The organism is Rhodovulum tesquicola (assembly GCF_024128855.1).
Classification (GTDB): domain Bacteria; phylum Pseudomonadota; class Alphaproteobacteria; order Rhodobacterales; family Rhodobacteraceae; genus Rhodovulum; species Rhodovulum tesquicola.
The window spans coordinates 18,727-43,060 of the sequence record NZ_JAMYDV010000018.1 but is presented as its reverse complement, the minus strand read 5'-3'; the positions used below and the strand labels follow the sequence as shown (position 1 = coordinate 43,060).

Sequence of the window (24,334 nt, the reverse complement as noted above, 5' to 3'; positions counted from 1 at the left end):
GCCGACGGGAACCCTTGCCGAAATCCATATTTCGAATATTCTCGAAATATGGAAGAAGTGATTCCCACCCGCCTCGCCGCCCTCGCCCATCCGCACCGGCTGGCGATTTTCCGGCTGTTGATGCGGCGTTACCCCGACCGCGTCGCCGCCGGCGAGATTGCCGAGGCGCTGGGACTGAAGCCCTCGACGCTGTCGGCCTATCTCGCGTCGCTGATGCGGGCGCGGCTGGTGACCCAGACGCGGGACGGAACATCGCTGCGTTACTCCGCGGATGTCACGGCAGTGAGACAGACCTTCGATTACCTCTTCCTCGACTGTTGCCGTGGGCGGCCGGATCTCTGTTCGCCCATGGTCTCTCCCCTCCAGACAGGAGCCATCCCGATGGCCGACCCGAAATACAATGTGCTCTTCATCTGCACCGGCAATTCCGCCCGGTCGATCTTTGCCGAGTCGATCCTGCGCAAGGAGGCGGGTGATCGGTTCAACGCCTTCTCGGCCGGCACCATCCCCAATTCCGAACTGAACCCCTTTGCCGTCAAGGTGCTGACCGACAAGGGGCACGATGTCTCGGTGCTGCGCGCCAAGAACGTGGCCGAGTTCATCGGGCCGGACGCCCCGCATCTGGATTTCGTCTTCACCGTCTGCGACCAAGCCGCGAACGAGGAATGCCCCCCCTGGGAAGGCCAGCCCGTGACCGCCCATTGGGGCATGCCCGATCCGGTCAAGGCCGAGGGGACGGATGCGCAGAAAAGCCTGGCCTTCCAGCACGCCTATGGGGCGCTGAGAAACCGCATCGTCACCTTCGCCGCCCTGCCCTTCGCCACGCTCGACCGCGTCGCGCTGCAACAGGCGGTGGACGACATCGCCCGCGACGTGGCGGGGCTGTCGGAATGACGGTCTACGCGCTGAACGGTCTCGGCCGGATCGGCAAGCTGGCGCTGCGCCCCCTGCTGGAGCGCGGCGCACGGATCGCCTGGATCAACGACGCGGTGGGCGATCCGGCGATGCACGCGCATCTGCTGGAATTCGACACGGTGCATGGCCGCTGGCCCGCCAGTTTCGGCCATGACGCCGACAGCGTCAGCGTGGACGGCGTGCGGCTGCCCTTTGTCGGGGCGTCGCGGATCGAGGATCTGCCGCTGTCGGGCGTCGACGTGGTGATCGACTGCACCGGGGTCTTCAAGTCCGAGGCGACGCTTGCGCCCTATTTCGCGGCGGGCGTCAAAAAGGTGGTGGTCTCGGCCCCGGTCAAGGACGGGGATGCGGCGAATATCGTCTATGGCGTCAACCACGCCACCTATGACCCCGCCCGGCACCGGATCGTGACCGCGGCCAGTTGCACGACGAACTGCCTGGCCCCGGTGGTCAAGGTGGTGCATGAGGCGATCGGCATCCGGCACGGGGTCATCACCACGATCCATGACGTGACCAACACCCAGACCATGGTGGACCGGCCCGCCAAGGACCTGCGCCGGGCGCGGTCGGCGCTGAATTCGCTGGTCCCGACGACAACGGGCAGCGCCACGGCGATCACGCTGATCTATCCCGAACTCAAGGGGCGGCTGAACGGCCATGCGGTGCGGGTGCCGCTCTTGAACGCCTCGCTGACCGATGCGGTGTTCGAGGTGGAGCGCCCGGTCACGCCCGATGAGGTCAACGCGCTGTTCAGGGCCGCCGCCGAGGGGCCGCTGAAGGGCATCCTGGGCTACGAGGACCGGCCGCTGGTCTCGGCCGATTACGTCAACGATACGCGGTCGGGCATCGTGGACGGGCCATCGACGATGGTGGTCAACGGCACCCAGCTCAAGGTCTATGCCTGGTATGACAACGAGATGGGCTACGCCCACCGTCTGGTCGACGTCGCGCTGATGGTGGGGGCCAGCCTGTGAGCCGCCCCGAGGGCCTGTCGGCCTATGTCGCGGTGACCGCGGCCTATTGGGCCTTCATGCTGACCGATGGCGCGCTAAGGATGCTGGTGCTGCTGCATTTCCACATCCTGGGCTTTTCGCCGCTGCAACTGGCCTATCTTTTCGTGCTTTACGAGATCGCGGGGATGGTCACGAACCTGTCCGCGGGCTGGATCGCGGCGCGGTTCGGGCTGACCTCGACGCTTTACGCGGGGCTTGGGCTTCAGGTGGTGGCGCTGCTGGCGCTGGCGCAGCTTGATCCGGGCTGGGCGATCGGACTGTCGGTCGCCTATGTGATGGCGGTGCAGGGGGCATCCGGCGTGGCCAAGGACCTGGCCAAGATGTCGTCCAAATCCGCGGTCAAGCTGTTGGCGCCCACCGAGAATGGCGGGCTGTTCCGCTGGGTGGCGCTGCTGACCGGGTCGAAGAATGCGGTCAAGGGGCTGGGCTTCCTGCTGGGCGCGGCACTTCTGGCCACACTGGGCTTCGTCTGGGCGGTGCTGGCGATGGCGGCGGTGCTGGCCGTGATCCTTGTGGCCGTTCTGGTCGCGATGCCGCCGGGCCTGCCGAAGGGGCGCAAGGGGGCGAAATTCTCCGAGGTCTTCTCGAAATCCGCAAATGTGAACTGGCTGTCGGCGGCGCGGGTGTTCCTGTTCGGCGCGCGCGACGTGTGGTTCGTCGTCGGCATCCCGATCTATTTCTACGCGGTGCTGTCGGACGGCACGACCGAGGGCAATCGCGCCGCCTTCTTCCTGATCGGCACGTTCATGGCGGGCTGGATCATCCTTTACGGCGCGGTGCAGGCCGCAGCCCCCCGCCTGCTGGGCGCGGCAAGGCGGCCCGAGGCCGAGCTGATCGGCGCGGCACGGCGTTGGGCGCTGATCCTGCTGGCAGTGCCCGCGCTGCTGGCGCTGGCCGCCGCGTTTGCCCCCGGCCCCGCGCCCTGGCTGACCGCCTGTCTTGTCGCGGGGCTTCTGGCCTTTGGCGCGGTCTTCGCGATCAACTCCTCGCTGCATTCCTACCTGATCCTTGCCTTCACGCGGGCCGAGCGGGTGACGATGGATGTGGGCTTCTACTACATGGCCAATGCGGGCGGGCGGCTGATGGGCACGCTCTTGTCGGGGCTGACCTATCAGGCGGGGGGGCTGTCGCTGATGCTGGGCACGGCGGCGGCGATGGTCGCAGCCTCGGCGCTGGCGGCCGGGCGGCTGAGACCCGAGCCAGCGGCTGAATCCGGCTAGAGGATCGGCGCGAAGAGGCGTGCCACCCGCGCGGCGCTGCGCTGCAGCGGGTTCGCCGCCTCGGCCAGCCGCTTGGTGTGGGGCTCGCTGAGGGCGAAATCGGCCTCCAGCATCGCCGCGACCGTCCGGGCGAAATCGCGCTCGAAGACCAGCGCCGTCACCTCGAAATTCAGCCGGCAGGACCGGTTGTCAAGGTTCAGCGTGCCGACCGAGGCCATCGCCTCGTCCACCACCAGAACCTTCTGGTGCATGAAGCCGTCGGTATAGCGGTAGATGCCCACCCCGGCCTCCAGCATCTCGTCGAAATAGGCGAAGGCGGCCAGCCAGACCAGCCAGTGATCGCGCCGGGCCGCGACAAGGATGCGCACATCCACCCCGCGCAGCGCGGCCAGCGACAGCGCGGACAGGATGTCGGTATCGGGCACGAAATAGGGCGAGGCGATCCAGATGCGGTGCTGCGCGGCATGGATCGCGTTGCAGAAATACAGGCTTCCGGTCTCCAGCCGGTCGGCGGGACCGGGGGCAACGATCAGGACATCGAGATCCTGTGCCACGGCGGCGGGCTGCCAGTCGTGATCCAGCCGTTCCTCGGTGGCCCAGAACCAGTCCTCGGCAAAGATCAGCTGCAACTGCGCGACGGCCGGGCCGGATAGCGCCAGATGGGTATCGCGCCAGCGCCCGATGCGCGCGTTGCGCCCCATGTATTCGTCCCCGACATTGTGCCCGCCCAGAAAACCCTCGCGCCCGTCCACCACGACGATCTTGCGGTGGTTGCGGAAATTCACCTGGAACCGGCTGTGCGGACGGCGCAGCGAGTGGAAATCGGCCACGACCACGCCGGCCTCGCGCAGCGCGGCGTTGAACGCGGCGGGCAAGCGGTGGCTGCCCAGCGCATCGTAAAGCAGCCGGACGGTGCAGCCCGCCCGCGCCCGCGCGATCAGACGGCGCTGCAACTCGCGGCCCAGATCGTCGTCGCGCAGGATATAGGTCTGCACCAGAACGAAGCGTTCGGCCCGGTCGATGGCCTCGAATATCGCCGCATAGGTCGCGGTCCCGTCAACCAGCGGGCGCACCCCGTTGCCGGAAACCGCGCGCAGTCCCGCAATCGCCTCGAAACCTGCCAGCGCGCGTTGCAGATCCTTCGGCAGCTTAGCGGTGTCGGTGAGGCGGGCCGTCTCGAAATCCGGCAGTGCCGCGATCGAGGTCTGCGAGGACAGCCGCGCGGTCATGTAGCCCGGCAGCCGCCAATGGCCGAGGAACAGGAAGATCGGCAGCGCCAGATAGGGGGCGGCGATCAGGAACACCACCCAGCCCACCGCGCCCTGCGGCGTGCGCGAAATCCGGATCGCCCGAAGCGCCGCCCAGATCGCCGCGGCCTCGAGCGCCAGCACAAGGACGGGGATGAGAAGCTCCAGCATGGAACGATGCTGGCCCCGGGGCGGGCGGAAGGCAAGCGCAGGGTGGTCGCGGGTTCAGTCCGGCGCGTGCGCCATGTCGGCCCAGATCGGCAGGTGATCGGAACTGATCCGCGCGCGCGGGCTTTCGTGGACGCCTGCCGCGGCCAGCGCCAGCCCGCGCCCATGCGCGATCCGGTCAAGCCCGGCGCGCGGGCGGCTGGCGTGAAAGGTCTTGCCCGGCGCGACGATCCGGAAGCGGTCCGCCAGCGGCTCGAATCCGCGATCCTCGGACCATTCGTTGAAATCGCCCAGGATCACGGTGCGCGCGCTTTCATCCTCGCAGAAGCGCGCGCCGATGGCCTCGAGCTGGCGCCGTCGCCAGCGCCTGAGCAGCGCCAGATGCACGCCGACCAGCGTGATCGCGCGCCCGTCCGGCTGGCCGATCCGCACCATCACCGCGCCGCGCGGCTCGAGCCCCGGCAGGGTGATCCGCTCGCTGGCCATGACCGCGGTGCCGCGGCGCACCAGGACCGCGTTGCCATGCCAGCCTAGGCTGACGCCGTTCCGGGCCAGATCGACGACGACCAGATCGGTCTCGCGCTCGATCAGCATGCGGGGCAGCGCGGCGGGCCGGTCGCCGAGCCGCCTGTCGGCCTCCTGCAGGACGACCGCATCGGCATCGATCTCGTTGATCACGTCGAGCACGCGCCCGGCGTCGCGCTTCCAATCGAGCCCGACCGCCTTGCGTATGTTGTAGCTGGCCACGCGCAGCGCGTGCATTTGCGGGGCGGATACCGGGAACGTCGCGGCGAGGCTCATGCGCGCAAAGGTAGGCTTGCGGGCGGTCGAAAACAACCGGTGCGCAGAACTCCGGCGGCCCGAGCGCGAACCGGCCGCAATCGCCCCGGACCGTTGCGAAACGGGCACCCGTTCGGGGCTTTGCGCGACTTTGGAACCGGCAGGGCTGCGAAACATCCCCGGACTTTCCCGAATTCCGCCGCAATCGCCATGCCCGGGGCCATGATTTGGTCCAGCTTTTCGGGAACACTCCACGCATATCCGAGAAGGCAAGGTGTCTTTCGCCCCCGTTGAACCCCGAATCGCGCAACCAGGCCGCCAAGATGAATGCAGTGCCCCAGATCACGATGCCCCTGCAGCTGGATGGCCCGGCCGAGGAGTTGCAGCCCGGCACCGAGCTTCTGCACGGCCAGTACCGGATCGAGCGTTTCCTGAACTCGGGCGGGTTCGGCCTGACCTATCTGGCTCGCGACAGCCTCGACCGCATCGTGGTGATCAAGGAGTGCTTTCCCGAGTCGCTGTGCATGCGGGCCGGACAGGACGTGCATGCCCGCTCGCGCAGCTTCAGCCAGGAATTCCATTCGATCGTCGATCTTTTCATCGACGAGGCGCGGCGGCTGGCGCGGCTGAACCATCCGGGCATCGTCGGCGTGCATCAGGTGTTCTCGGACAACACCACCGCCTACATGGCGCTCGACTATATCGAGGGCAAAAGCCTGCTCGAGATCATCGAGGATCCGCGCGAGACGCCCTCGCCCCAGGCAATCCGCGAGATCCTGATCAAGGTGCTGGACGCGGTCGCCTTCGTGCATGACCAGAGCCTGCTGCATCGCGACATCTCGCCCGACAACATCCTGCTCGACCTGTCCGGCAACCCGGTCCTGATCGATTTCGGGGCGGCCCGCGAACGCGCCACGCGCAGCAGCCGGGTGCTGTCGCGTCTGCAGGTGGTCAAGGACGGCTATTCGCCCCAGGAATTCTACGTCGCCGGCATCAAGCAGGGTCCGCCCAGCGATCTCTATGCGCTTGCGGCGACCTTCTGCCACCTGATCACCGGCAAGGCCCCGCCCGACAGCCAGCAGCGGATGGCCGCGCTGGCCGCGAACGAGCCCGATCCCTACCAGCCGCTCAAGGGCCGGGTGCCGGGCTATGCGCCCGCCTTCCTCGGCGCGATCGACAAGGCGCTGAACGTGGTGCCGAAGGAACGGCCGCAATCGGCGCATGAATGGCTTGCGATGATCGAGACCGGCCCGCGGCAGGCGGCCGAGGGACGCGTCCTGCCGATGGACGAAGAGGTGATGGTGTCGATCTCGCGGCTGGTCGAGGAAACGAACCGCGCGGTGATGGAAGCCCGCAAGCGCGCCGAAAGCGAGCCGCAGGCCCGTCGCCCGGAGCCGCCGAAACTGCCCGAGCGCAAGCCCGCCTTTGCGTGGCGGTCGCTTTACGACGACGAGGACGAGGACGCGAGCGCGTCCGTGAGCACAGTTCCGGAGCCGGATGACAGCGCGACCGGGCACGAGGACGAGGACGGCGGCCGTGCAGCCAGGCGCCGCAAACGTCATCTCGGCGCGGGCGGCTTCGGCCTGTTGCTGGGACTGGCGCGCAGGCTTACCGCGCGGCCCTGAGCGGGCCGGGCGACAATCGCAGCAAGTGGAAGGCAGGGAAGGCAGAGGCATGAAGTTCCTCAGACGCAAGAACGGCGACAAACCGCACGCCGACGAGTTCAATGATTATGTCGAGCCGTTCCCCCCGCTTCGCCGCAGCACGCCCGAAGCGCCGGAGGCCGAGCCGCAAGCCACGCCGCGCGGAGCCGCGCGGGCGGTGACGCGCACCCTCCAGCCGCAGTCCTGGGATCCGGACGCCTTTCGCCAGAGGCTGGGCGAGCTTGATGTCGCGTCCGGGGAGGATATTGACGACGCCTTCTACGACGACGATCTGGACCATCCGGCGGCGGATTACGCGCAGACGCCGGGCTGGCCCGGCTCCGAAAGACCTGCGCCGCAGGGGCAGCGCCAGGCCCCCTCCGCCACCGCGACGGGCCAGCCGGGCGGCGCCCGGCCCGTTCTCTTCCCCGGCGACGACCGGGGCGCGGCACCCCATGGCCACCAGATGGCCCCGGACCACGCCACCTTCTCCGAGGGCGAACGCCAGCGCCCGCCGCCCGCCTCTGCCCGCGCCGGCCTGCCGGGATCGCCGGACGTCCAGCCGCCCCGCCCGGCCGCCCCGGCGGCCGAGTACCGCCCGGATATCGCGCACGGGCGCGCACCGGACGAGGGCGCGGCCTTCGAGGCCCCCCCGCCCGCCGCAGGCCGCGCGGGCGGCGGGGCGAACCGTGCGCGCACGCGGCTGCTGGGCTTCGGCCATGCCGGCGACCCCGTTGCGGACCCCTTTGCGCAGGATGCCGCCCCCGGCCCGTCGACAGGCGCCGTGCCCGGCTTTCCCGTCGGCTGGCTGGTGGTGGTCGACGGTCCCGGCCGCGGCGCGCATTTCACCCTGTTTGCGGGCGTCTCGCAGATCGGGCGCGGCGCGGACCAGACCGTGCGGCTTGATTTCGGCGACAGCTCGATATCGCGCTCGGGCCACGCGCTGCTGGCCTATGACGATGAGCAGGGGCAGTTCTTCCTCGGCTCGGGCGGCAAGGTCAATATCGTGCGCCTGAACGGCCAGCCGCTGCTCAGCACCGAGGAGATGTCGGATGGCGACACGATCCGCATCGGCGAAACCACGCTGCGCTTCGTGGCCTTCTGCGGCCCCGGCTTCACCTGGTCGACGGACCGGCGCGATGCCGAACACGGATGACCTGCGCCTGGACGTGGCCACCGGAATCGGCCAGGGGCGGCGCGAGCATCAGGAAGACGCGATCATCGCCGATTTCACGATCGGCGGCGAGATCGGGCTTGCGGTGCTGGGCGACGGCATGGGCGGCCATGCGGCGGGCGACGTCGCCAGCCGGATCGCGGTGACCGAGGTCTTCAGCGAACTGAAGCTGCGCAGCGACGATCCCGACCGCTTCATCCGCTATGCGCCCGGCATCCTGCGCGAGGCCACGCGCGGGGCCAATGGCAGCATCGCCGCGCATGTGCGCAGCCATGCCGCCACCACCGGCATGGGCACGACGCTTGTCGCGCTGGCGGTGGCGCGGGATCGGCTGTTCTGGCTCTCGGTCGGGGATTCGCCGCTGTTCCTGTTTCGCGACGGACAGTTGCACCAGATCAACGAGGACCATTCGCTCGCGCCGCAGATCGACCACATGATGCGTCTGGGCCTGCTCAGCGCCGACGAGGCGCGGCGCCATCCCGACCGCAACTGCCTGACTTCGGCGCTGACCGGGGCCGAGATCCACCAGATCGACTGTCCCGACCGGCCGATCGGCCTTGCGGTGGGCGACATCATCGTCGCGGCCAGTGACGGGCTCGACTCGATCGAGCGGGAACGGCTGCGCGCGCTGCTGGTCCAGTACCGGCGACGCACGAGCGCGGAGATCGCCAATGCGCTGTTCTGCGAGTTGGAAACGCTGGGCGATCCCGAGCAGGACAATGTCTGCTTTTCCGTGATCCGGGTCGTCGCCCGCGGCGGCCAGCCCGCCGTCGCACCCCATCACCCCGTCCCGGCCGAGCGGCCGCACAAGCGCGCCGCGCTTTCCCTCCTGCACCTGCGCCAGGGGGGAGCGTTTCGCGCCCTGCCGCTGGCCGCGCGATTCCTGATGACCCTGGGGAGGCGGACGCAATGATCGCGACACCCGAACCGGATGTCCTGGCGCTGCTTGACGCGACCCTTGCGTCCGATCACCTGCCGCGCAAGGCACGCGAATACGGAAAGCGGCTGTTGGGGCGGCTGAGCGCGCCGCTGCGGCTGCTGGTGACAGGACCGGCCGGAAGCGGCAAGTCCGAACTCGCGCGCCTGATTTGCGGCCGGGCCGCGCTCCCCTCGGTCGGCGCACCGGGAGAGCCCGTGGAAACGCCGTCGGTGCTGTTCCGCAACCTCGCGGTCATCGAGCTGGACTTGCCGACCCCGGGCAGCGGGATCCCCGGCGCGGGCGCGATCGAGCAGACCTCGCCCGACATCATCCTGTGGTGCACCCAGGGCTTTGCCCATGGCGAGGCACAGTTCTGGGCACGGGTGCCCGACAACCTGAAGGACCACGCCTTTCTCGTGCTGACGAAGGCCGACGCCCTGATGCGCGAAGGGGTGCTGGAGGACCGGCTCGACGATCTGCGCGAGGTGGTCGAGACCGAATTTCACAGCCTCTTGCCGATCGCGACCTTGCAGGCCGCCACCGCCATGGCGGGCACCGGGATCGCCGATCCGGCGCTGCATGTCCGCAGCGGCGCCGCCGCCCTGTTCGAGGCGCTCTCGCGCATGATCGAGCAGGGCCGCAGCGCCGATCTGGATGCCGCCAATCTGTTCGTGCGCCGCCACGGCCCGGCACGGCCCGCATCCGGACGCCCGATCCGGCCGGGCGATGGGCCGCAAGGCAGGGCAGGCCAGGACACGGCCCTGCCGCTCGGACCGCAGGCCCCCGGCCCCCACCTGCCGGGCGACGCGAGGATCTCGGCGGCGCCCGAGACGGACCTCTCGGCCCGGGCGATCCGGATGCTGGACGGCTCCTGCCGGGATTTCCCCGACCGGATCGAAGGACATGCCCGCGACGAGATCGGGTCGCTGCTGGAGCGTTGTGCCCGTGCCGCCGAGGCGCTGGGCAAGATCATCGAGGATGCGAGGCTTTCCGGCGACCTGGCGGACGACGTTCTGGAGGCCAACGAGATGATGCTGCTGCTGACCCTGGAGGAGAACGAGACCGCGGCGGCCGATGCGGTGACGCTGTTGCTGCAATTGCGGCGCGGCTTCGAGGCGCGGCTGGTCGACTGAACGGGAGGCACCGCCCAGTGAACGCCACGCGATCGCCACGCTCAGGCCATCATGGCAGGAAAAATTGTTTCTGCGGCTGCGACAACACCCAGGGACGCGGCCGGTTTCGGGCGGAGCCGGGCAGGTTCCGCGCAGTCAGCAGGGGGACCTCGAGGTGACGCTGGACGAACGCGCAGGACTCGCATTGGAAGCGGCCCGCCCGCGGACCGCCAATCCGGGGCTGCTGGCGCTGGGCATGGATGGTTTCGCCGGGTTCATCGACCGGATGGACCAGATGCGCCGCGCGCTGGCCGATCTGGCCGAGCTTGGCGATGCCACCGTCGCGCGCGGGGCGTCCCGGCTGGGCGCCCAACTCGACCTGGTCGAACCCGCGATCACCTTCATCGGCCAGGTCAAGGCCGGAAAGACGTCCCTGATCAACGCGATGGCGGGCTGGCCGGGGCTTTTGCCCGCCGACGTGAATCCCTGGACCTCGGTGGTCACCTCGATCCACATTGCGCCCGCCTGGTCGACGGAAGCGGCCGGGGCGAATTTCCGCTTCTTCGACCCCCAGGAATGGGACCGCCTGATCGAGAAGGGCGGGCGGATGGGCGAACTGGCCAGCCGCGCCGGCGCCGAGGAGGAACTGGAAAAGGTCCGCCGCCAGGTCGAGCGGATGCGCGAGAAATCCAAGGGCCGGTTGGGCCGGCGCTTCGAATTGCTGCTCGGGCAGGAACACCGTTACGGCAAATTCGACGAGGAACTGGTCGAACGCTATGTCTGCCTCGGCGACGATTTCGAGGATGACGAGGGCGAGCCGTTCGACATGCGCGGGCGCTTCGCCGACATCACCAAGTCGGCCGACCTGCATGTGTCCCATGCCAATGTGCCGTTCAAGCTGTGCCTGCGCGACACGCCCGGGGTCAACGACACCTTCCTGATGCGCGAGCAGATCACCATCGGCGCGATCCGCGACAGCCGGCTTTGCGTGCTGGTGCTGTCGGCGCATCAGGCCCTGTCCAGCGTCGACATGGCGCTGATCCGGCTGATCTCGGCGGTCAAGGCGCGCGAGGTGGTGATCTTCGTCAATCGCATCGACGAATTGCCCGATCCCGCGGCCCAGATCGCCGAGATCCGCGACTCGATCCGCGCCACGCTTGCCCGCCACGAAGGCCCGGCCGACGCGCCGATCCTGTTCGGCAGCGCGGTCTGGGGCCAGCACGCGCTGGAGGGGACGCTGGCGCAGATGAGCGCGGACAGCCGCAAGGCGCTGATCGCCTTCGCGCGCAGCGAGAACGCCTCCGGCGACGGCCCACAGGACGCGATCGAAGGCGTCTGGCGGCTGTCGGGCATCCCGGCGCTCTACCGTGCCCTGGGCGAACGTGTCGCCGAGGGCGTGGGGGGCGAGGCGATCGACCGGATCGCCCGCAGCGTCGGCAACCTGGCCCGCGGCGTGACCGCGGCGCAGCGCTCGATCGGGCTTGCGGTGGCGGGCGGTCAGGCGGTGACACTGGACGCCGCCCGGATCTCGCGCCAGCTCGACCAGATCGAGCAGCGCACGACGGCCTTGCTGGAAACCGCCTTTGCCGCCCAGCGCGAGGCCTTCGGCGTGCGGCTGGACCGGTCGCATCACAATTTCCTCGACCGCGCGACCGCGGCGCTGATCGAGCATCTGGAGAAACACGGCGAGGGCACGGTCTGGTCCTATGAACCCACGGGCCTGCGGTTGCTTCTTCGCACGGCCTGCCAGGTCTTCGGCAAGCGGATGCAGGACGACGCAAGGGCAATCCTGGAGACCGCGGCCGCCGAGGTCGCGGCGACCTACCGCGCGGCCTTCGGGCTGACCGAGGCGCTTGCGATCGAGCCGCCGGAACCGCCGCGGCTGAACCCGCCGGTCGCCATCGCCCAGACCATCGCGCTGGACGTCAAGGGAACCTGGTGGCGCCGCTGGTGGCTGCGCCGCAAGGGCTATCGCAGCTTCGCGGCCGAGTTCTACAAGATGATCCGCGAGGAAACCGCGCCGATCCTCGACGAGTTGAGCCATGACCATGCCGAGGCGATCCATGCCGATCTGCTGCGAACGCTGGCCGGGTTCCTCGAGGAACAGCGCGAGATCGTGACCGCCCTGGCCGAAAAGGCCGCGCCGACCGCACAGGACCTGGGCGCCGCGCTGGGCTATCAGGCGCGCGCGGAACGGTTGCGCCAGATCGAGACCGCCGTCGCGACGATGCGACAGGAAGCGGCCTGAGCGAGGACAGGAAGGCTAGACAGCGATGACCGACCCCCATCCCGACGATTTCGCCAAGATCGGTGCCGCTCTTGCGGCCATGGAGCCTCCGCCCCAACCATCCCCAGAACCGCGCCATGACCCGGCGCCCGTCCCGGCGAAGAAACCCTGCATCGCGCTGATGGGCGAGTTCAGCGCCGGCAAGAGCACGCTGTCGAACCTGCTGATCGGCCAGAATCCGCTGCCGGTGAAGGTGACCGCGACCCAGTTGCCGCCGGTGCGCATATCGCATGGCAGCGGGCAGGCCTGGCGCGAGGATCGCGACGGCGCGATCCATCCGCTGGACATCGAAAGGATGTCCGACGTGTCGCCCGCCGATACCCGCCTGGTCCAGCTTTTCGCCGAGGCCGACCTGCTGACGCTGTGCGACCTGATCGACATGCCCGGGATCTCGGACCCCAACATGGACTCGAGCGTCTGGGAGGGTGTGATCGGGCAGGCCGACGGGGTGATCTGGTGCACCCACGCCACCCAGGCCTGGCGCCAGAGCGAGGCGGCGGTCTGGGACGAGTTGTCGGACCGGCTGGGCAAGACGAGCATCCTGTTGCTGACGCGCTGCGACAAGCTGCTGACCGAGGAGGATCGGGCGCGCGTGCTGAAACGCGTGCGGCGCGAGACCGAGGGGCTGTTCGCCGCAAGCTTCCCGATCTCGCTGACCGAGGCGGTCGAGGGGCGCACGGACCCGGCGCTCTGGGCCGCCAGCGGTGCCGAGGCGTTCGGCCAGTGCCTTGTCAGGCTTCTCCAGGACATGCAGACCGGTGTCCCCGGCGCGGCCGGGACCGCAGCGATGCCCGCCGCTGTCTCGCTTTCCCCGCCAGAGGCTGCACCCGAAACCGAACGACCGGAACCCGACCTGTCCGCGTCCGAGGGCGTGCGCCCGCGGCGTGTGACCACGGGCCGCGCCCCCGCTCGCGCGGGCCGCCCGACCGACAACGACATGCACCGTTTCGGCCTGCTCTGACGGCGCGGGGCGGCCTTTCGCGCCGGGCCACGGCGCAAGGCGCGGGAGCGTCGCCCGCGTCCCGCAAGCAGGGGATGTGTTTTGGGTGTGGAAGGCGTGGAAATATCGACTAGACTGCGCGCGATGGTGCCCACCGAGCGAATGAAATCCCTGCGCAGATCGACCCCCGGTTGCCGGTCGCTTGTCTATGTCGACCTGAAGGCGCGGCTTGTGCTGTGCAGCGATTCAGACCTGCCGGTCCCGCCGCAGGAGGCGCTGGACGCCCTTTGCCTGCGGGGGGCGCGGCTGTTGACCGGATCGCTCCGTGCGGCCGCGGATGCGGCGCTGGCGGAACCGGTCGCCGAGGCGGTAGCGGTTCAGGGCGGCCGGATCGAGGTTTATCTGTGCACCCCCGCCGCGCCCGACGAGGCGCTGTGCGGCGTGCTGGAGGCAAGCGCCGATCCGCATGTGGCCCTGGACATCCTGCGGCGCGGGATCGACACGATCCTGCCCGAAGACGCCGCCCGCAGCCCGGCCGACCTGCAAAAGGGGTCGTGAGGTGAGCGATCTGGACCGGCTCAACAACAAGCTTGCCAAGCTGAAGGGCAGCGACGAGGGCCATGTCGTGGCCGGGGTCACCGAGGGCATCGTCTCGGTCCTGCTGACCGAGATCGAGGAGACGATCCTGCCCCGCGAGATGGTGCTGACCAACGAACGGGGCGAACGCTTCGTCCTGATCGTGACCGGCCGCCGCCTGCTGGCACTGGACGGCCCCGGGGTCGAGGGACCCGGGCAGGCGGACGGGGACGATGCCGCCGCGCGCATCGTTGCCGATTTCATCGGTCCCTTCCGCGCCTTTCTGGACCATGCCCGCGAGATCGGGATGGATGCCGGGCGCCCCCATATTCGGATCGACCCCACGATGATCGGCTGTTCGGTCGAGACCCTGGCCGCCGCCCTTGCGGGACCGGACAATGGCCCATCGGCCGACCCGGTGGACGCCGCACTGGACCTCGCGCTTGCGGGGCTGCGGCTCGCCGGGGGCGAGATTGTCGGGCGCAGCGGCGCGGCCGATCTTGTCGCCCGACTCGATCCCTTCGCCGCGGCCGGCGCGGCGGGGCTGGCACAGGTGGCCGGGGGCGAGGCCGATGCGCCCTCCTGTCTGTTCCTTTCCGGCGCCGGGCAGCAGGGCATGCTCCTTGCGCGGGTCGCATTCCGCGGCGAGGCGGCCCTGATCCTGGCCCCGGCAGAGGCAAGCGGCGACCTGATCGCGCTCTGCCGCGGAGAACGGCCCGAGACGGCAGCATCCTGACCGTTCCGCTCCGCGCGTTGCCCTCTGGCATCGGGCATGGCTTGACAGCCCGTTCGCAGGGAATTAACCCCGTTCCGTCTTGGTTCATCCGTGCCTTCAGGGGCCGGGTGATGAAAAGGGAACACGGTGCGGCCCCCGGGCCCATGCCGTGGCTGCCCCCGCAACTGTAAGCGGAGAGCGCGGCTGACAACGCCACTGGGCCCCGCGCCCGGGAAGGCCAGCCAAGCGACGACCCGCAAGCCAGGAGACCTGCCAGGACGATCACCCGGTCCCGTCGCGGGGTGCGATGCGGGCAGCGGTCCTTCCGCAGTGGTGACGCCTCACCGTCTGCGGGAAGGCATGCCTTTCCAAGGACTTGCAGTCAGAACAGGCCAGCCGGGCGCACCGGCGGCCAGCGAACGGACACGGGACAGACATGATTCGCAAGACAATCGCCCTGGGACTCGGCGTGACCGCGCTCACCCCCCTTGCCGCATATGCGCAGCAAAGCCTGCTGCTGGACGAGATCACGGCCACCGCCAGCCTCGTACCGATCGAGATCAACCGCACCGGCACCACCGTCGAGACGCTGGACGCCACCGACATCGCCCAGGGCGGGCTGAGCATCGGACAGACCCTGGCGCTGTTGCCCGGCGTGTCGATCACCACGAATGGCGGGTTGGGGGCCACCTCGACCCTGCGGCTGCGGGGTCTTGGGGGCAGCTATATCGGCGTGCGTATCGACGGTATCGACATGACCGACCCCTCCAGCACGCAGACCGCGTTCAATTTCGGCACGCTGACCGCCGGCCTGCCTGACCGGATCGAGTTGCTCAAGGGATCGCAATCGGCGCTTTACGGCTCGAACGCCATCGCGGGCGTGGTCGATATCACCACCTGGCGGCCGGATGCGCCGGGCTTCTCGGGGCGGGCCAATGTCGAGGCGGGCAGCTTCGGCACGGCCGCGGCCACTCTCAATCTGGGCCAGAAGGGCGCGCGCGGCGAAATGGCGCTGACCTTCTCGCGGCTGACGACGGACGGGTTCTCGGCGCGGAGCTCGGATGACGAGAAGGACGGGTTCGACCAGACGCAACTGATCCTGTCTGCCGCCTATGACGCGACCGAGGACCTGCGGCTCGGCTTTTCGGCACTCTATTCCGATGGCACGTCGGAATTCGACCGGTCGACCGCCGATCCCAGCGGCGAGATCGACCAGACCCGCCGTGGCCTGCGCAGCTTTGCCGAGTTTGCGACGGGTGCGATCGAGCACGAATTGGCGCTTTCCTGGGTCGAGACCGAGCGCTTCGATGCGGGCGGCTTCACCAAGCATTTCGTCGGCGAGCGCACCCGGCTGGACTATCTCGGCCGCGTGGACCTGAGCGCCGATCTTACGCTGGCCTTCGGTGCGGACTGGACCGAGGAGAAAGCCACGCTGGACGGCGTGCGCTACGACGCCGACAGCGCCGCCGCGTTCGGCGAACTGCAATATGCCGTCTCGCCCGCGCTCGACCTGGCGCTGTCGCTGCGCCATGACAGCTATTCCGATTTCGACGACCAGCTGTCGGGCCGCGCCGCGCTGGCCTGGCGGATGCGGGATGACGTGATCCTGCGGGCGGTGGTCGGCACCGGCTACCGGGCGCCCTCGCTCTACGAACGCTTCGGCCCCTTCGGCAGCGCCACACTGGAGCCCGAGAAAAGCCGCAGCGCCGAGATCGGGATCGAGAAACGCTATGGGACGGACAGCTTTGCCAAGGCCACGGTATTCCATACGGAAATCGACGATCTGATCGACTATGATTTCGGCACGAGCGCCTACAACCAGGTGCCCGGCACCACCACCAGCAAGGGGATCGAACTGTCGGGCCGCCATGCGGTCTCGGACCGGGTGGCACTGTTCGGCGCCTATACCTATACCGACGCCACCAACCCGGATGGCCGCATGGTCCGGGTGCCGCGCCACGATCTGAGCCTCGGCGTCGAAGCCGGGCTGACCGACCGGCTGGACGCCCAGATCGGGATTCAGGCCGTGGCCGACCGGACCGATACCAATGACTGGCCCAATCCGCCCTCGAACATTGCGGATTACACGCTGGTCAATCTCGGCCTGTCCTATGCGGTGACCGACAGCGCCCAGGCCTATCTGCGCGTCGAGAACCTATTCGACGAAAGCTACGAACCGGTGCGCGGCTACAATGGCGCCGGGCGCTCTGTCTTCGTTGGCCTGCGTGCGTCCTTCTAGGCTGATCCCCCTCGCCGCCGCCCTGGTTCTTGCCGGGGCGGCAGCACTGGCCGAGGCGCCGCGGCGCGTGGTCTCGATCAACCTGTGCACCGACCAGTTGGCGATGCTGATCGCGCAACCCGGCCAGCTCGTCTCGGTCAGCAGGCTGGCGGCAGACCCACGGTCCTCGGCCATGGCTGAAGCGGCGCGCGCCTATCCTGCCAATCGCGGCGGCGCCGAGGAGATCCTGCTGCTGCGCCCCGATCTGGTGCTGGCGGGGCGGTTTTCCGACCCGGCCACGGTCTCGATGCTGCGCCGTCTGGGCATCGCGGTCGAGCAGTTCGAGATCACCCGCCGGATCGACGAGATCCCCGGCCAGATCCGCCAGGCCGGGCGGCTTCTGGGCCGCGAGGACCGCGCCGAAGCCCTGATCGCGGAATTCGAGGCACGCCGCGCGGCCCTGGCCCCGGCGCCGGGGGTGCGGCCCGTCGCGGCGATCTTTCATCCCAACGGCTTCACCCAGGGCGCGGACACGCTGTCCGACGATATTCTTGCCCATGCGGGCTTCGACAATCTTGCAGCACGGCTGGGTCGCAGGGGGGGCGGTCGGCTGTCGCTCGAGGATCTGGTGATGGCCGATCCCGACCTGCTGATCGTCGCGCGCCCCTACCCCGCCACCTCGCGCGCCGAGGAGGTCGTCGCCCATCCCGCTCTGCATGCGACCGGAGCCGCCCTTCACCCCGAATTCACCGGCCCCGACTGGACCTGCGGCACGCCGCTGGTGCTTGATGCCGTCGCGCGCCTGGCCGAACGCCGCCGCGCCCTTGCCGGAGAGTGAGATGCACAGGCTGTCTTCTTCTTGGCCCAAATACCCTCTTGCAACGCCTGCCACGCCGACCGCCGCCAGGGAAAGGGCGCGCCCGTGACCCGCGCGCTGATGATCCAGGGAACGGGCTCGAATGTGGGCAAGTCGATCCTTGTCGCCGGGCTCTGCCGTGCGGCGCGCGCGCGCGGGCTGTCGGTCGCGCCCTTCAAGCCGCAGAACATGTCGAACAATGCCGCCGTCACCGCCGATGGCGGCGAGATCGGCCGGGCGCAGGCCTTGCAGGCGCTCGCCGCCGGGCGCGATCCGGTGACCGACATGAACCCCGTCCTGATCAAGCCCGAAACCGACCGGGCCGCGCAGATCGTCGTCCAGGGCCGGGCCCGCGGCGCCTGGCGGGCCGCGGATTTCGCGGGCGAGCGGCCGGGGCTGATGGGCGCGGTTCTCGACAGCTTTCACCGGCTTGCGGCCAGCGCCGATCTGATCCTGGTCGAGGGCGCGGGCAGCCCGGCCGAGGTGAACCTGCGCCGGGGCGACATCGCCAACATGGGCTTTGCGCGCGCGGCGGGCGTGCCGGTAGTGCTGGTCGGCGATATCGACAGGGGCGGCGTGATCGCCCAGATCGTCGGCACGCAGGCGGTGCTGGACCCGGCGGATGCCGCGATGATCCGGGGCTTTGCGGTCAACAAGTTCCGCGGCGATCCGCGGCTGTTCGAGGACGGCTATGCGGCGATCGAGCGGGCAACCGGCTGGCGCGGCTTCGGCCTTGTGCCGTGGTTTGCGCTGGCCCATCGCCTGCCCGCCGAGGATGCGGTCGATCTGGGGGGACCGACCGGCACGGGGACATTCCACATCGCCTGCCCGATGCTGTCGCGGATCGCGAATTTCGACGATCTGGACCCGCTGAAGCTGGAGCCTTCGATCCGGCTGAGCATGATCCCGCCGGGCAGCCCCTTGCCCGGCGATGCCGACCTGGTGATCCTGCCGGGCACGAAATCGACCCGCGGCGATCTGGAATTCCTGCGCATGCAGGGCTGGGATATCGACCTGATGGCCCATGTCCGGCGCGGCGGGCGGGTGCTGGGGCTGTGCGGCGGATACCAGATGCTGGGGCGGCGGATCCTCGACCCCGAGGGGCGCGAGGGCCCGGCGGGCGAAACCGCGGGGCTGGGCCTTCTGGATGTCGAGACGGTGATGGCGGCGGACAAGACGCTGACCCGCGTGGCCGCCACCCATGACGCAACCGGCGCGCCGCTGGAGGGCTACGAGATCCATATCGGCCGCACCGAAGGTCCTGACCGCGCCTGCCCCTTTGCCCGGATCGAGGGTCGGCCCGAGGGCGCGGTCTCGCCCGATGGGCGGATCGTGGGCACCTATCTGCACGGGCTGTTCGCCGAAGACGGGTTCCGCCGCGCCTGGCTTGACGCGCTGGGGCTGGCGCCCGGCCCGCTATCCCATGGCGCGGCCGTCGAAGCGGCGCTGGACGCGCTGGCCGAGCATCTGGAACGGCATCTCGACATTGAGGCGCTGTTAACCATCGCGGGTGTACCCCGAACGGGACAAGGCCCCGCATAGGGCCGGGACAGCCGGTCCCGGTCGGAAGGGGGCAGCCGCGAAAAGGCATTCCGGTGACGCAGCGCCTTCTGATCGTCACGACCGCGCGCAACGAGGGTCCGTTCCTGCTGGAATGGCTGGCCCATCACATTGGCGCGGGCGCAAGCGATATCCTTGTCTATTCTAACGATTGCGAGGACGGGACCGACGCGCTGCTGGACGCGCTGGCGGCGGCGGGCGTGCTGGCCCATGTCGCGCATCAGGCACCCGCAGGGCAAAGCGTGCAATGGCAGGCGCTGCGCGCCGCCGGGGCGCATCCCCTGCGCAAGGCCGCCGACTGGGTGCTGGGCATCGACCTTGACGAGTTCGTCAATATCCACGTCCCCGGCCACCGCTTTGCCGACCTGATCGCAGCCCTTCCCGAGGGCACCGACGCCATCGCCCTGCCCTGGCGGTTCTTCGGCGACAATGGCGTCTGCGGCTTCGAGGATCGTCCGGTCACCACGCAGTTCACCGCCGCGATGGCGCCCGATTGCGGCTATCCGGTCTCGGCCACCTTCTTCAAGTCGCTGTTCCGCAGCGCGGGGCCGTTCGACCGGCTGGGCGTCCACCGCCCGCGCCACAAGCCCGGGGCGCGCCCGGTCTGGGTCGACGGATCGGGCACGCCGCTGCCCTCGGCCATTGCCGCCGATCCCGCGCGGCTGTCGCTGATGGGTCGCGAGGGGGCGCGCGGGCTGGCCGAGATCAACCATTACGCGGTGAAATCGGCCGAAAGCTTCATGCTCAAGCGTGCCCGCGGCCTGCCGAACCGGGCGTCGAAGCCCGTCGACCTGGCCTATTGGGTCGAGCGCAATTTCAACACGGTCGAAGATCGCAGCATCGCCGCGATGGCGCCTGCCACCGCCGCGGCGCTGGCACGGCTCAGGGCCATCCCGGGCGTGCCCGCGCTGCATGCGGCGGCGGTCGCGTGGCACCGGGCGGCATTCCAAAGGGTTGTCGCGGAGCCGGTGGAACACGCGCTTTACGCCCATCTGCTGCTGGCCGGGGGCAGCCGCAGCATCGCGCCCGATCTGCGCGCCCATGTCTTCGCGGGCTATCATCGCGCCCTGCGCGCCGCGGCGGCTGGATGAACATGCGCGCCCCGCCCTCGGCGCATCAATCGCGCCTGCTGCGGCGACACCTGCGCGCCCGGCCCCTCGGGGCGCGGCTTTGCCTCGACGCCATCGCCCGGACCGGGGAGGAGGGCTGCGCGGTCCGGGTCGTGTTTCCTGCGGGCACGCCCCTCGAAGCGGTCGGCGCGGCCGGGGCGACGACGATGCACGACATCCGCGTGATCGGCGGCGGGCTGGTGGTGGCGCTGGCCGTCCCGGGCGAGGGAACGGCGGTCACGCTGCGCCTGGACGGGCAAGAGGTCACGGTCGAACCGCGCCCGGCCGAGACCGCGCTGTTCGCCGGGCTGAACACGCTGGTCGCCATCCGCAATGGCGAGAGCGCCGCGCAGACCGCCGACTGGCTGGCCTGTCACATGCGCGATCACGGGGCCGAGGCAGCGCTGATCCTGGACCGCAGCCCGGGCGGGGACGATGCCTTTGCCGACGCGGTGGGCATGGCGCTTGCGGATCTGCCCGGGCTGAGGCGGCTGGTTCTCGTGGATCTGGATCGGCCGCTCGGCCGGCCCGACCTGCCGCCTGCCAGCCATCCCGTCCACGCCCCGGATGCACCGGGCAAGCAGCGGATGGTCCCGCCCCCGCCCGATCCATGGACCGCGCCGCTGGGCCAGGGTCAGCTTTACGAATGGCTGCGCCACGCCTTTCTGGACGAGGCCCGCGCGGTCGCCAATCTGGACCTCTGCGACCTTCTGGCCCCTGCCCCCGGTGCATCGGTTTTCGACCGGGCCACCGATGCGCCCTCGGGCACCATCCTGCTGACCGGCCGCCATGCCTATCCCTGGCGGCTGCGCGACCCCGACGCGCCCGGCTTCGCGGATCATGGCTGCGTGAGCTTCGACCGCCCGCCCTCGGTGCGGCGCTGGTGCGTGGCGCCTGCCAAGGCCGGACCCGGCGCCGTCTGGCGCGCGAGCCGGGTGACAGGAACCATGCCTCGGCTCGCGGAACTGGCAGCGTTCTACCGCTGCATGGCGCTGCTCCATCCCGGCCACCCGGTCTCGCGCCTCGTGCCGCGGTCGAGCCTTGTCGAAGAGCCCGCGCTGGTCGCCCTGGCCGAAACCCGGTTCGGGCAGGCGCCGCTGCGCATGCCGCAGATCGCGTCGCCCCGCATCGACCCCGGCGCCAACCGCACCGCCATCGTGACCACTATGAAGAACGAAGGCCCCTTCATCCTGGACTGGCTGGCCTATCATCGCGCCATCGGGGTGCAGGATTTCCTGATCTACACCAATGACTGCACCGACGGCACCGACCGCATGCTGGCGCTGTTGCAGGAGCGCGGGATCGTGCAGCACCGCGACAATCCCTATCGCGCCATGGGCCTGAAGCCCCAGCACGCCGCCTTGCAGGCCGCGCCGGACGAGCCGGTGATCCGTGCCGCGGACTGGCTGATCTGCATGGATGTGGACGAATATCTCAACATCAAGGCGGGCGACGGGACGCTCATGGCGCTGTTTCAGGCGATGGGCGGGGCGAACATGATCTCCTGCACCTGGCGGCTGTTCGGCAATGCCGACATTCATGCCTTTGCCGATGCCCCGGTGATCGGCCAGTTCACCCGCTGCGCGGCCGAGATGACGCGCAAGCCGCACCAGGCCTGGGGGTTCAAGACGCTGTTCCGCAATGCCGGGTTCTTTCGCAAGCTGGGCGTGCACCGGCCCAAGGGACTGACCCCGCAGCTTCTGGACCGGATCGCCTGGGTCAACGGATCGGGCCGCCCCCTCCCGCGCGAGATGTATCGCAGCGCCTGGCGCTCGACCGCCGAGACGGTGGGCTACGACCTTGTCCAGCTCAACCATTACGCGGTGCGTTCGGCCGAAAGCTTTCTGGTCAAGCGCGACCGCGGCCGGGTGAACCATGTCGAGCGCGACCAGGGGCTGGCCTACTGGTTCCGGATGAACCACAACGCCGAGGAGGACCGGAGCATCCTGCGCATGATCCCGGCGATGGAGGCCGAACGTGCCCGCCTGCTGGCCGACCCCGCGATTTCCGCGGCGCATGCGGCCTGCGTCGCCGCGCATCGCGCGAAGATCGCCACACTCAGGGCACAGCCCGACCAGGCGGCCTTTTACAGCGACCTGACCGGCCCGCGGATGCAGCGGCTGTCACGCATGCTGGGCCATTTCGGCACGAACGTGTTCCTTGCCGGTCCCGAATCGATCCCCGATGCGGTGGTGCAGGCCGACCTGGAGCCGGGCTTCTTCTTCACCGTCGACCGCGTGGAGGCCCGACATTGACCCATCTGCCACTAACAACCCCGCTTCCCAGGATCGCAAGCCTCTGGATCGGGCCGCGGCTGTCCTGGCTGGAACAGCTCTGCCTGAAATCCTTTGCCGATGCCGGGCACGAGACGACACTTTACAGCTATGCGCCGATCGACAACGTCCCGGAGGGCGTGCGGACGGCGAACGCTGCCGAGATCCTCCCCGCAGGACGGGTGCTCCGCCACGCGAGGACCGGCAGTCCCGCGCTGCATGCCGACCTGTTCCGGCTGAATCTTCTGAAGCGCACCGACCAGATCTGGGTCGATGCGGACATGTACTGCCTGCGCCCCTTCGTCTTCGACGGCGCTCATGTCTTCGGCTGGGAAAAACCCGGACGGGTCTGCAACGCGGTGCTTGGCCTGCCACCGGATTCGCCCGCACTGAACGGGCTTCTCGACTTCCTGGCCGACGACCACGCCATCGCACCCTGGCTGCCCCCCGACCGCCAGGCCCGACTGCGCGCCGCCGCCGGGGCCGGGCAGCCGGTGCCCGTGGCCGAACAGGAATGGGGCCTGACCGGACCTGCCGCCCTGACCCATTTTCTGCGCGAGAGCGGCGAGATCGCACATGCCCGGCCAGAAACCGTATTCTACCCGGTTGCCTTCAGAAAACGGAACCACCTTGTCCTCGGCCGCTTCGACCCCGAGCGCGACGACTTCACCGAGGCAACCCGCGGCGTCCACTTCTGGGCCCGGCGGATGAAGCCCCGCCTGCAGGAGAAGGAAGGCAACACCCCGAGGCGCGGCAGTTTCATGGCCCGCTGCATTGCGCGTCACGGGATCGCCCCGGCGCTTGCCCCGATCCCGCCGCGCCCGAACACAGCCGAGGCCGAGGCCGCAGAGCTGGATTGTTCCGTGTTCGACCGGGACGATCTGGTGAACATCATCCTGCAACGATCCGAGGTTCTGGCGGACATCCCCGACGCGGGCAGGCTGGTCAAGGCATGGAGCACGGGCGAAACCCGCGGAATCGAGGCCGTGGTCGCTGATCGCGGCGCGCGCATCGCCCGCGATGCCGCGGCGGTCGTCGCCCGGGAGTTCGCCGCCCTGCGGCCGCATCTCGACCCTGTCGCGCCCGGCCGTATCGCGGATATCGGCTGCGGCTATGCGTTTTTCGATCTGTTTGCGGCCCGCGCCTATGGCGCCGAGCTGACGCTGATCGACCTGGAGGCGAACGCTCATCGCCATTTCGGCTTCGAGACGGAAGGTGCGGCCTATTCCGACCTCGGGCGCGCCCGCGCCTTCCTGATCGCGAACGGCGTGGATTCGGGCCGCATCCGGACCCTCAACCCTGCGCGCGCCGATCCCCTGACGCTCCCGCAGGTCGAGCTGGCGGTCAGCTTCCTGGCCTGCGGTTTTCACTTCCCGGTCGATGCCTATATCGCGTTCTTCCGTGACCGGGTCGCGCCGGGGGGCCGGATTCTGCTCGATCTGCGGATGAGGAACTTCAAGCCGCAGGCGCGTCTGCTCGAGACACTCGGCACGCTTTGCGTGATCCGCGAAAGCCGCAAATCCGCGCGCGTCCTGATCGAGCGCAGCCGCCCGGCCTGACCGCCGGAACGCCACGGCAAGGGCGCGGATTCGCCGCTTGCCGTTCTCTG

General features: G+C 69.3%; 19 protein-coding genes and 1 riboswitch. Of the genes, 17 read left to right on the top strand and 2 right to left on the bottom strand.

Features of this window, described 5'->3' with window-relative positions:
* The first annotated feature begins 48 nt into the window (after positions 1-48).
* The 3 genes from NHN26_RS13775 to arsJ are packed head-to-tail and all read left to right on the top strand — an operon-like array spanning position 49 to position 3,148.
* The gene (locus NHN26_RS13775) at positions 49-894 is read left to right on the top strand and encodes a metalloregulator ArsR/SmtB family transcription factor (protein ID WP_253089980.1); all 846 of its coding nucleotides are present in this window, start codon (positions 49-51) and stop codon (positions 892-894) included.
* Complete coding sequence (locus NHN26_RS13770; RefSeq protein WP_253089979.1) at positions 891-1,889, top strand: ArsJ-associated glyceraldehyde-3-phosphate dehydrogenase; 999 nt, start codon at positions 891-893, stop codon at positions 1,887-1,889. Before NHN26_RS13775 ends, NHN26_RS13770 begins: the two co-directional genes overlap by 4 nt.
* Positions 1,886-3,148: an organoarsenical effux MFS transporter ArsJ gene (gene arsJ, locus NHN26_RS13765; RefSeq protein ID WP_354595939.1), complete on the top strand. Its 1,263-nt coding sequence runs from the start codon at positions 1,886-1,888 to the stop codon at positions 3,146-3,148. The genes NHN26_RS13770 and arsJ overlap by 4 nt, the downstream gene beginning before the upstream one ends.
* On the opposite strand, the gene cls is transcribed toward arsJ, so the two are convergent.
* Together cls and NHN26_RS13755 are read right to left on the bottom strand one after the other, a co-directional pair.
* Positions 3,145-4,566 (bottom strand): cardiolipin synthase, encoded by a 1,422-nt coding sequence (cls, locus tag NHN26_RS13760; protein WP_253089978.1) that lies wholly within the window; start codon positions 4,564-4,566, stop codon positions 3,145-3,147. The two genes, arsJ and cls, sit on opposite strands and share 4 nt — an antisense overlap.
* Before the next feature lie 54 nt (positions 4,567-4,620).
* A complete protein-coding gene (locus NHN26_RS13755; RefSeq protein ID WP_253089977.1) occupies positions 4,621-5,325 on the bottom strand; it encodes an endonuclease/exonuclease/phosphatase family protein in 705 nt (234 codons plus the stop codon).
* Between the two features lie 365 nt (positions 5,326-5,690).
* On the opposite strand from NHN26_RS13755, the gene NHN26_RS13750 reads away from it, so the two are divergent.
* From NHN26_RS13750 to NHN26_RS13685, 14 genes are all read left to right on the top strand, one after another.
* A complete protein-coding gene (locus tag NHN26_RS13750; RefSeq protein WP_253089976.1) occupies positions 5,691-6,968 on the top strand; it encodes a serine/threonine-protein kinase in 1,278 nt (425 codons plus the stop codon).
* Between the two features lie 49 nt (positions 6,969-7,017).
* Positions 7,018-8,142 (top strand): FHA domain-containing protein, encoded by a 1,125-nt coding sequence (locus NHN26_RS13745; protein ID WP_253089975.1) that lies wholly within the window; start codon positions 7,018-7,020, stop codon positions 8,140-8,142.
* Entirely contained in the window at positions 8,126-9,073 is a 948-nt protein-coding gene (locus tag NHN26_RS13740; protein WP_253089974.1) for a PP2C family protein-serine/threonine phosphatase, read from the top strand. Before NHN26_RS13745 ends, NHN26_RS13740 begins: the two co-directional genes overlap by 17 nt.
* Positions 9,070-10,212, top strand: a complete 1,143-nt coding sequence (locus tag NHN26_RS13735; RefSeq protein WP_253089973.1) for a hypothetical protein — start codon at positions 9,070-9,072, stop codon at positions 10,210-10,212. The genes NHN26_RS13740 and NHN26_RS13735 overlap by 4 nt, the downstream gene beginning before the upstream one ends.
* A gap of 154 nt (positions 10,213-10,366) precedes the next feature.
* The gene (locus NHN26_RS13730; RefSeq protein WP_253089972.1) at positions 10,367-12,439 is read left to right on the top strand and encodes a dynamin family protein; all 2,073 of its coding nucleotides are present in this window, start codon (positions 10,367-10,369) and stop codon (positions 12,437-12,439) included.
* A 25-nt stretch (positions 12,440-12,464) separates the two neighbouring features.
* Positions 12,465-13,439, top strand: coding sequence for a dynamin family protein (locus tag NHN26_RS13725; protein WP_253089971.1), 975 nt, complete (start codon positions 12,465-12,467; stop codon positions 13,437-13,439).
* 141 nt (positions 13,440-13,580) lie between these two features.
* A complete protein-coding gene (locus NHN26_RS13720) occupies positions 13,581-13,976 on the top strand; it encodes a hypothetical protein (RefSeq protein WP_253089970.1) in 396 nt (131 codons plus the stop codon).
* A gap of 1 nt (position 13,977) precedes the next feature.
* Complete coding sequence (locus tag NHN26_RS13715) at positions 13,978-14,730, top strand: hypothetical protein (RefSeq protein WP_253089969.1); 753 nt, start codon at positions 13,978-13,980, stop codon at positions 14,728-14,730.
* 63 nt (positions 14,731-14,793) lie between these two features.
* Positions 14,794-15,000: riboswitch (cobalamin riboswitch) on the top strand.
* 145 nt (positions 15,001-15,145) lie between these two features.
* Entirely contained in the window at positions 15,146-16,948 is a 1,803-nt protein-coding gene (locus NHN26_RS13710; protein ID WP_253089968.1) for a TonB-dependent receptor plug domain-containing protein, read from the top strand.
* A complete protein-coding gene (locus NHN26_RS13705) occupies positions 16,935-17,765 on the top strand; it encodes an ABC transporter substrate-binding protein (protein WP_253089967.1) in 831 nt (276 codons plus the stop codon). Before NHN26_RS13710 ends, NHN26_RS13705 begins: the two co-directional genes overlap by 14 nt.
* Before the next feature lie 99 nt (positions 17,766-17,864).
* The gene (locus NHN26_RS13700) at positions 17,865-19,325 is read left to right on the top strand and encodes a cobyric acid synthase (RefSeq protein ID WP_253089989.1); all 1,461 of its coding nucleotides are present in this window, start codon (positions 17,865-17,867) and stop codon (positions 19,323-19,325) included.
* Between the two features lie 53 nt (positions 19,326-19,378).
* A complete protein-coding gene (locus NHN26_RS13695; RefSeq protein WP_253089966.1) occupies positions 19,379-20,434 on the top strand; it encodes a glycosyltransferase family 2 protein in 1,056 nt (351 codons plus the stop codon).
* Positions 20,431-22,707, top strand: coding sequence for a glycosyltransferase family 2 protein (locus tag NHN26_RS13690; protein WP_253089965.1), 2,277 nt, complete (start codon positions 20,431-20,433; stop codon positions 22,705-22,707). Before NHN26_RS13695 ends, NHN26_RS13690 begins: the two co-directional genes overlap by 4 nt.
* Positions 22,704-24,284, top strand: a complete 1,581-nt coding sequence (locus NHN26_RS13685) for a class I SAM-dependent methyltransferase (protein WP_253089964.1) — start codon at positions 22,704-22,706, stop codon at positions 24,282-24,284. Before NHN26_RS13690 ends, NHN26_RS13685 begins: the two co-directional genes overlap by 4 nt.
* The last annotated feature ends 50 nt before the right edge of the window (positions 24,285-24,334 follow it).

Bases quoted from the DNA above. Each gene is read 5' to 3' on its own strand.
- NHN26_RS13750 (WP_253089976.1), top strand. From the start codon at position 5,691: ATGCCCCTGCAGCTGGATGGCCCGGCCGAGGAGTTGCAGCCCGGCACC.
- NHN26_RS13720 (WP_253089970.1), top strand. From the start codon at position 13,581: ATGAAATCCCTGCGCAGATCGACCCCCGGTTGCCGGTCGCTTGTCTAT.
- NHN26_RS13745 (WP_253089975.1), top strand. From the start codon at position 7,018: ATGAAGTTCCTCAGACGCAAGAACGGCGACAAACCGCACGCCGACGAG.
- NHN26_RS13740 (WP_253089974.1), top strand. From the start codon at position 8,126: ATGCCGAACACGGATGACCTGCGCCTGGACGTGGCCACCGGAATCGGC.
- NHN26_RS13755 (WP_253089977.1), bottom strand. From the start codon at position 5,325: ATGCACGCGCTGCGCGTGGCCAGCTACAACATACGCAAGGCGGTCGGG.
- NHN26_RS13770 (WP_253089979.1), top strand. From the start codon at position 891: ATGACGGTCTACGCGCTGAACGGTCTCGGCCGGATCGGCAAGCTGGCG.
- NHN26_RS13690 (WP_253089965.1), top strand. From the start codon at position 20,431: ATGAACATGCGCGCCCCGCCCTCGGCGCATCAATCGCGCCTGCTGCGG.
- NHN26_RS13710 (WP_253089968.1), top strand. From the start codon at position 15,146: ATGATTCGCAAGACAATCGCCCTGGGACTCGGCGTGACCGCGCTCACC.
- NHN26_RS13775 (WP_253089980.1), top strand. From the start codon at position 49: ATGGAAGAAGTGATTCCCACCCGCCTCGCCGCCCTCGCCCATCCGCAC.
- NHN26_RS13725 (WP_253089971.1), top strand. From the start codon at position 12,465: ATGACCGACCCCCATCCCGACGATTTCGCCAAGATCGGTGCCGCTCTT.
- cls (WP_253089978.1), bottom strand. From the start codon at position 4,566: ATGCTGGAGCTTCTCATCCCCGTCCTTGTGCTGGCGCTCGAGGCCGCG.
- NHN26_RS13735 (WP_253089973.1), top strand. From the start codon at position 9,070: ATGATCGCGACACCCGAACCGGATGTCCTGGCGCTGCTTGACGCGACC.
- NHN26_RS13700 (WP_253089989.1), top strand. From the start codon at position 17,865: ATGATCCAGGGAACGGGCTCGAATGTGGGCAAGTCGATCCTTGTCGCC.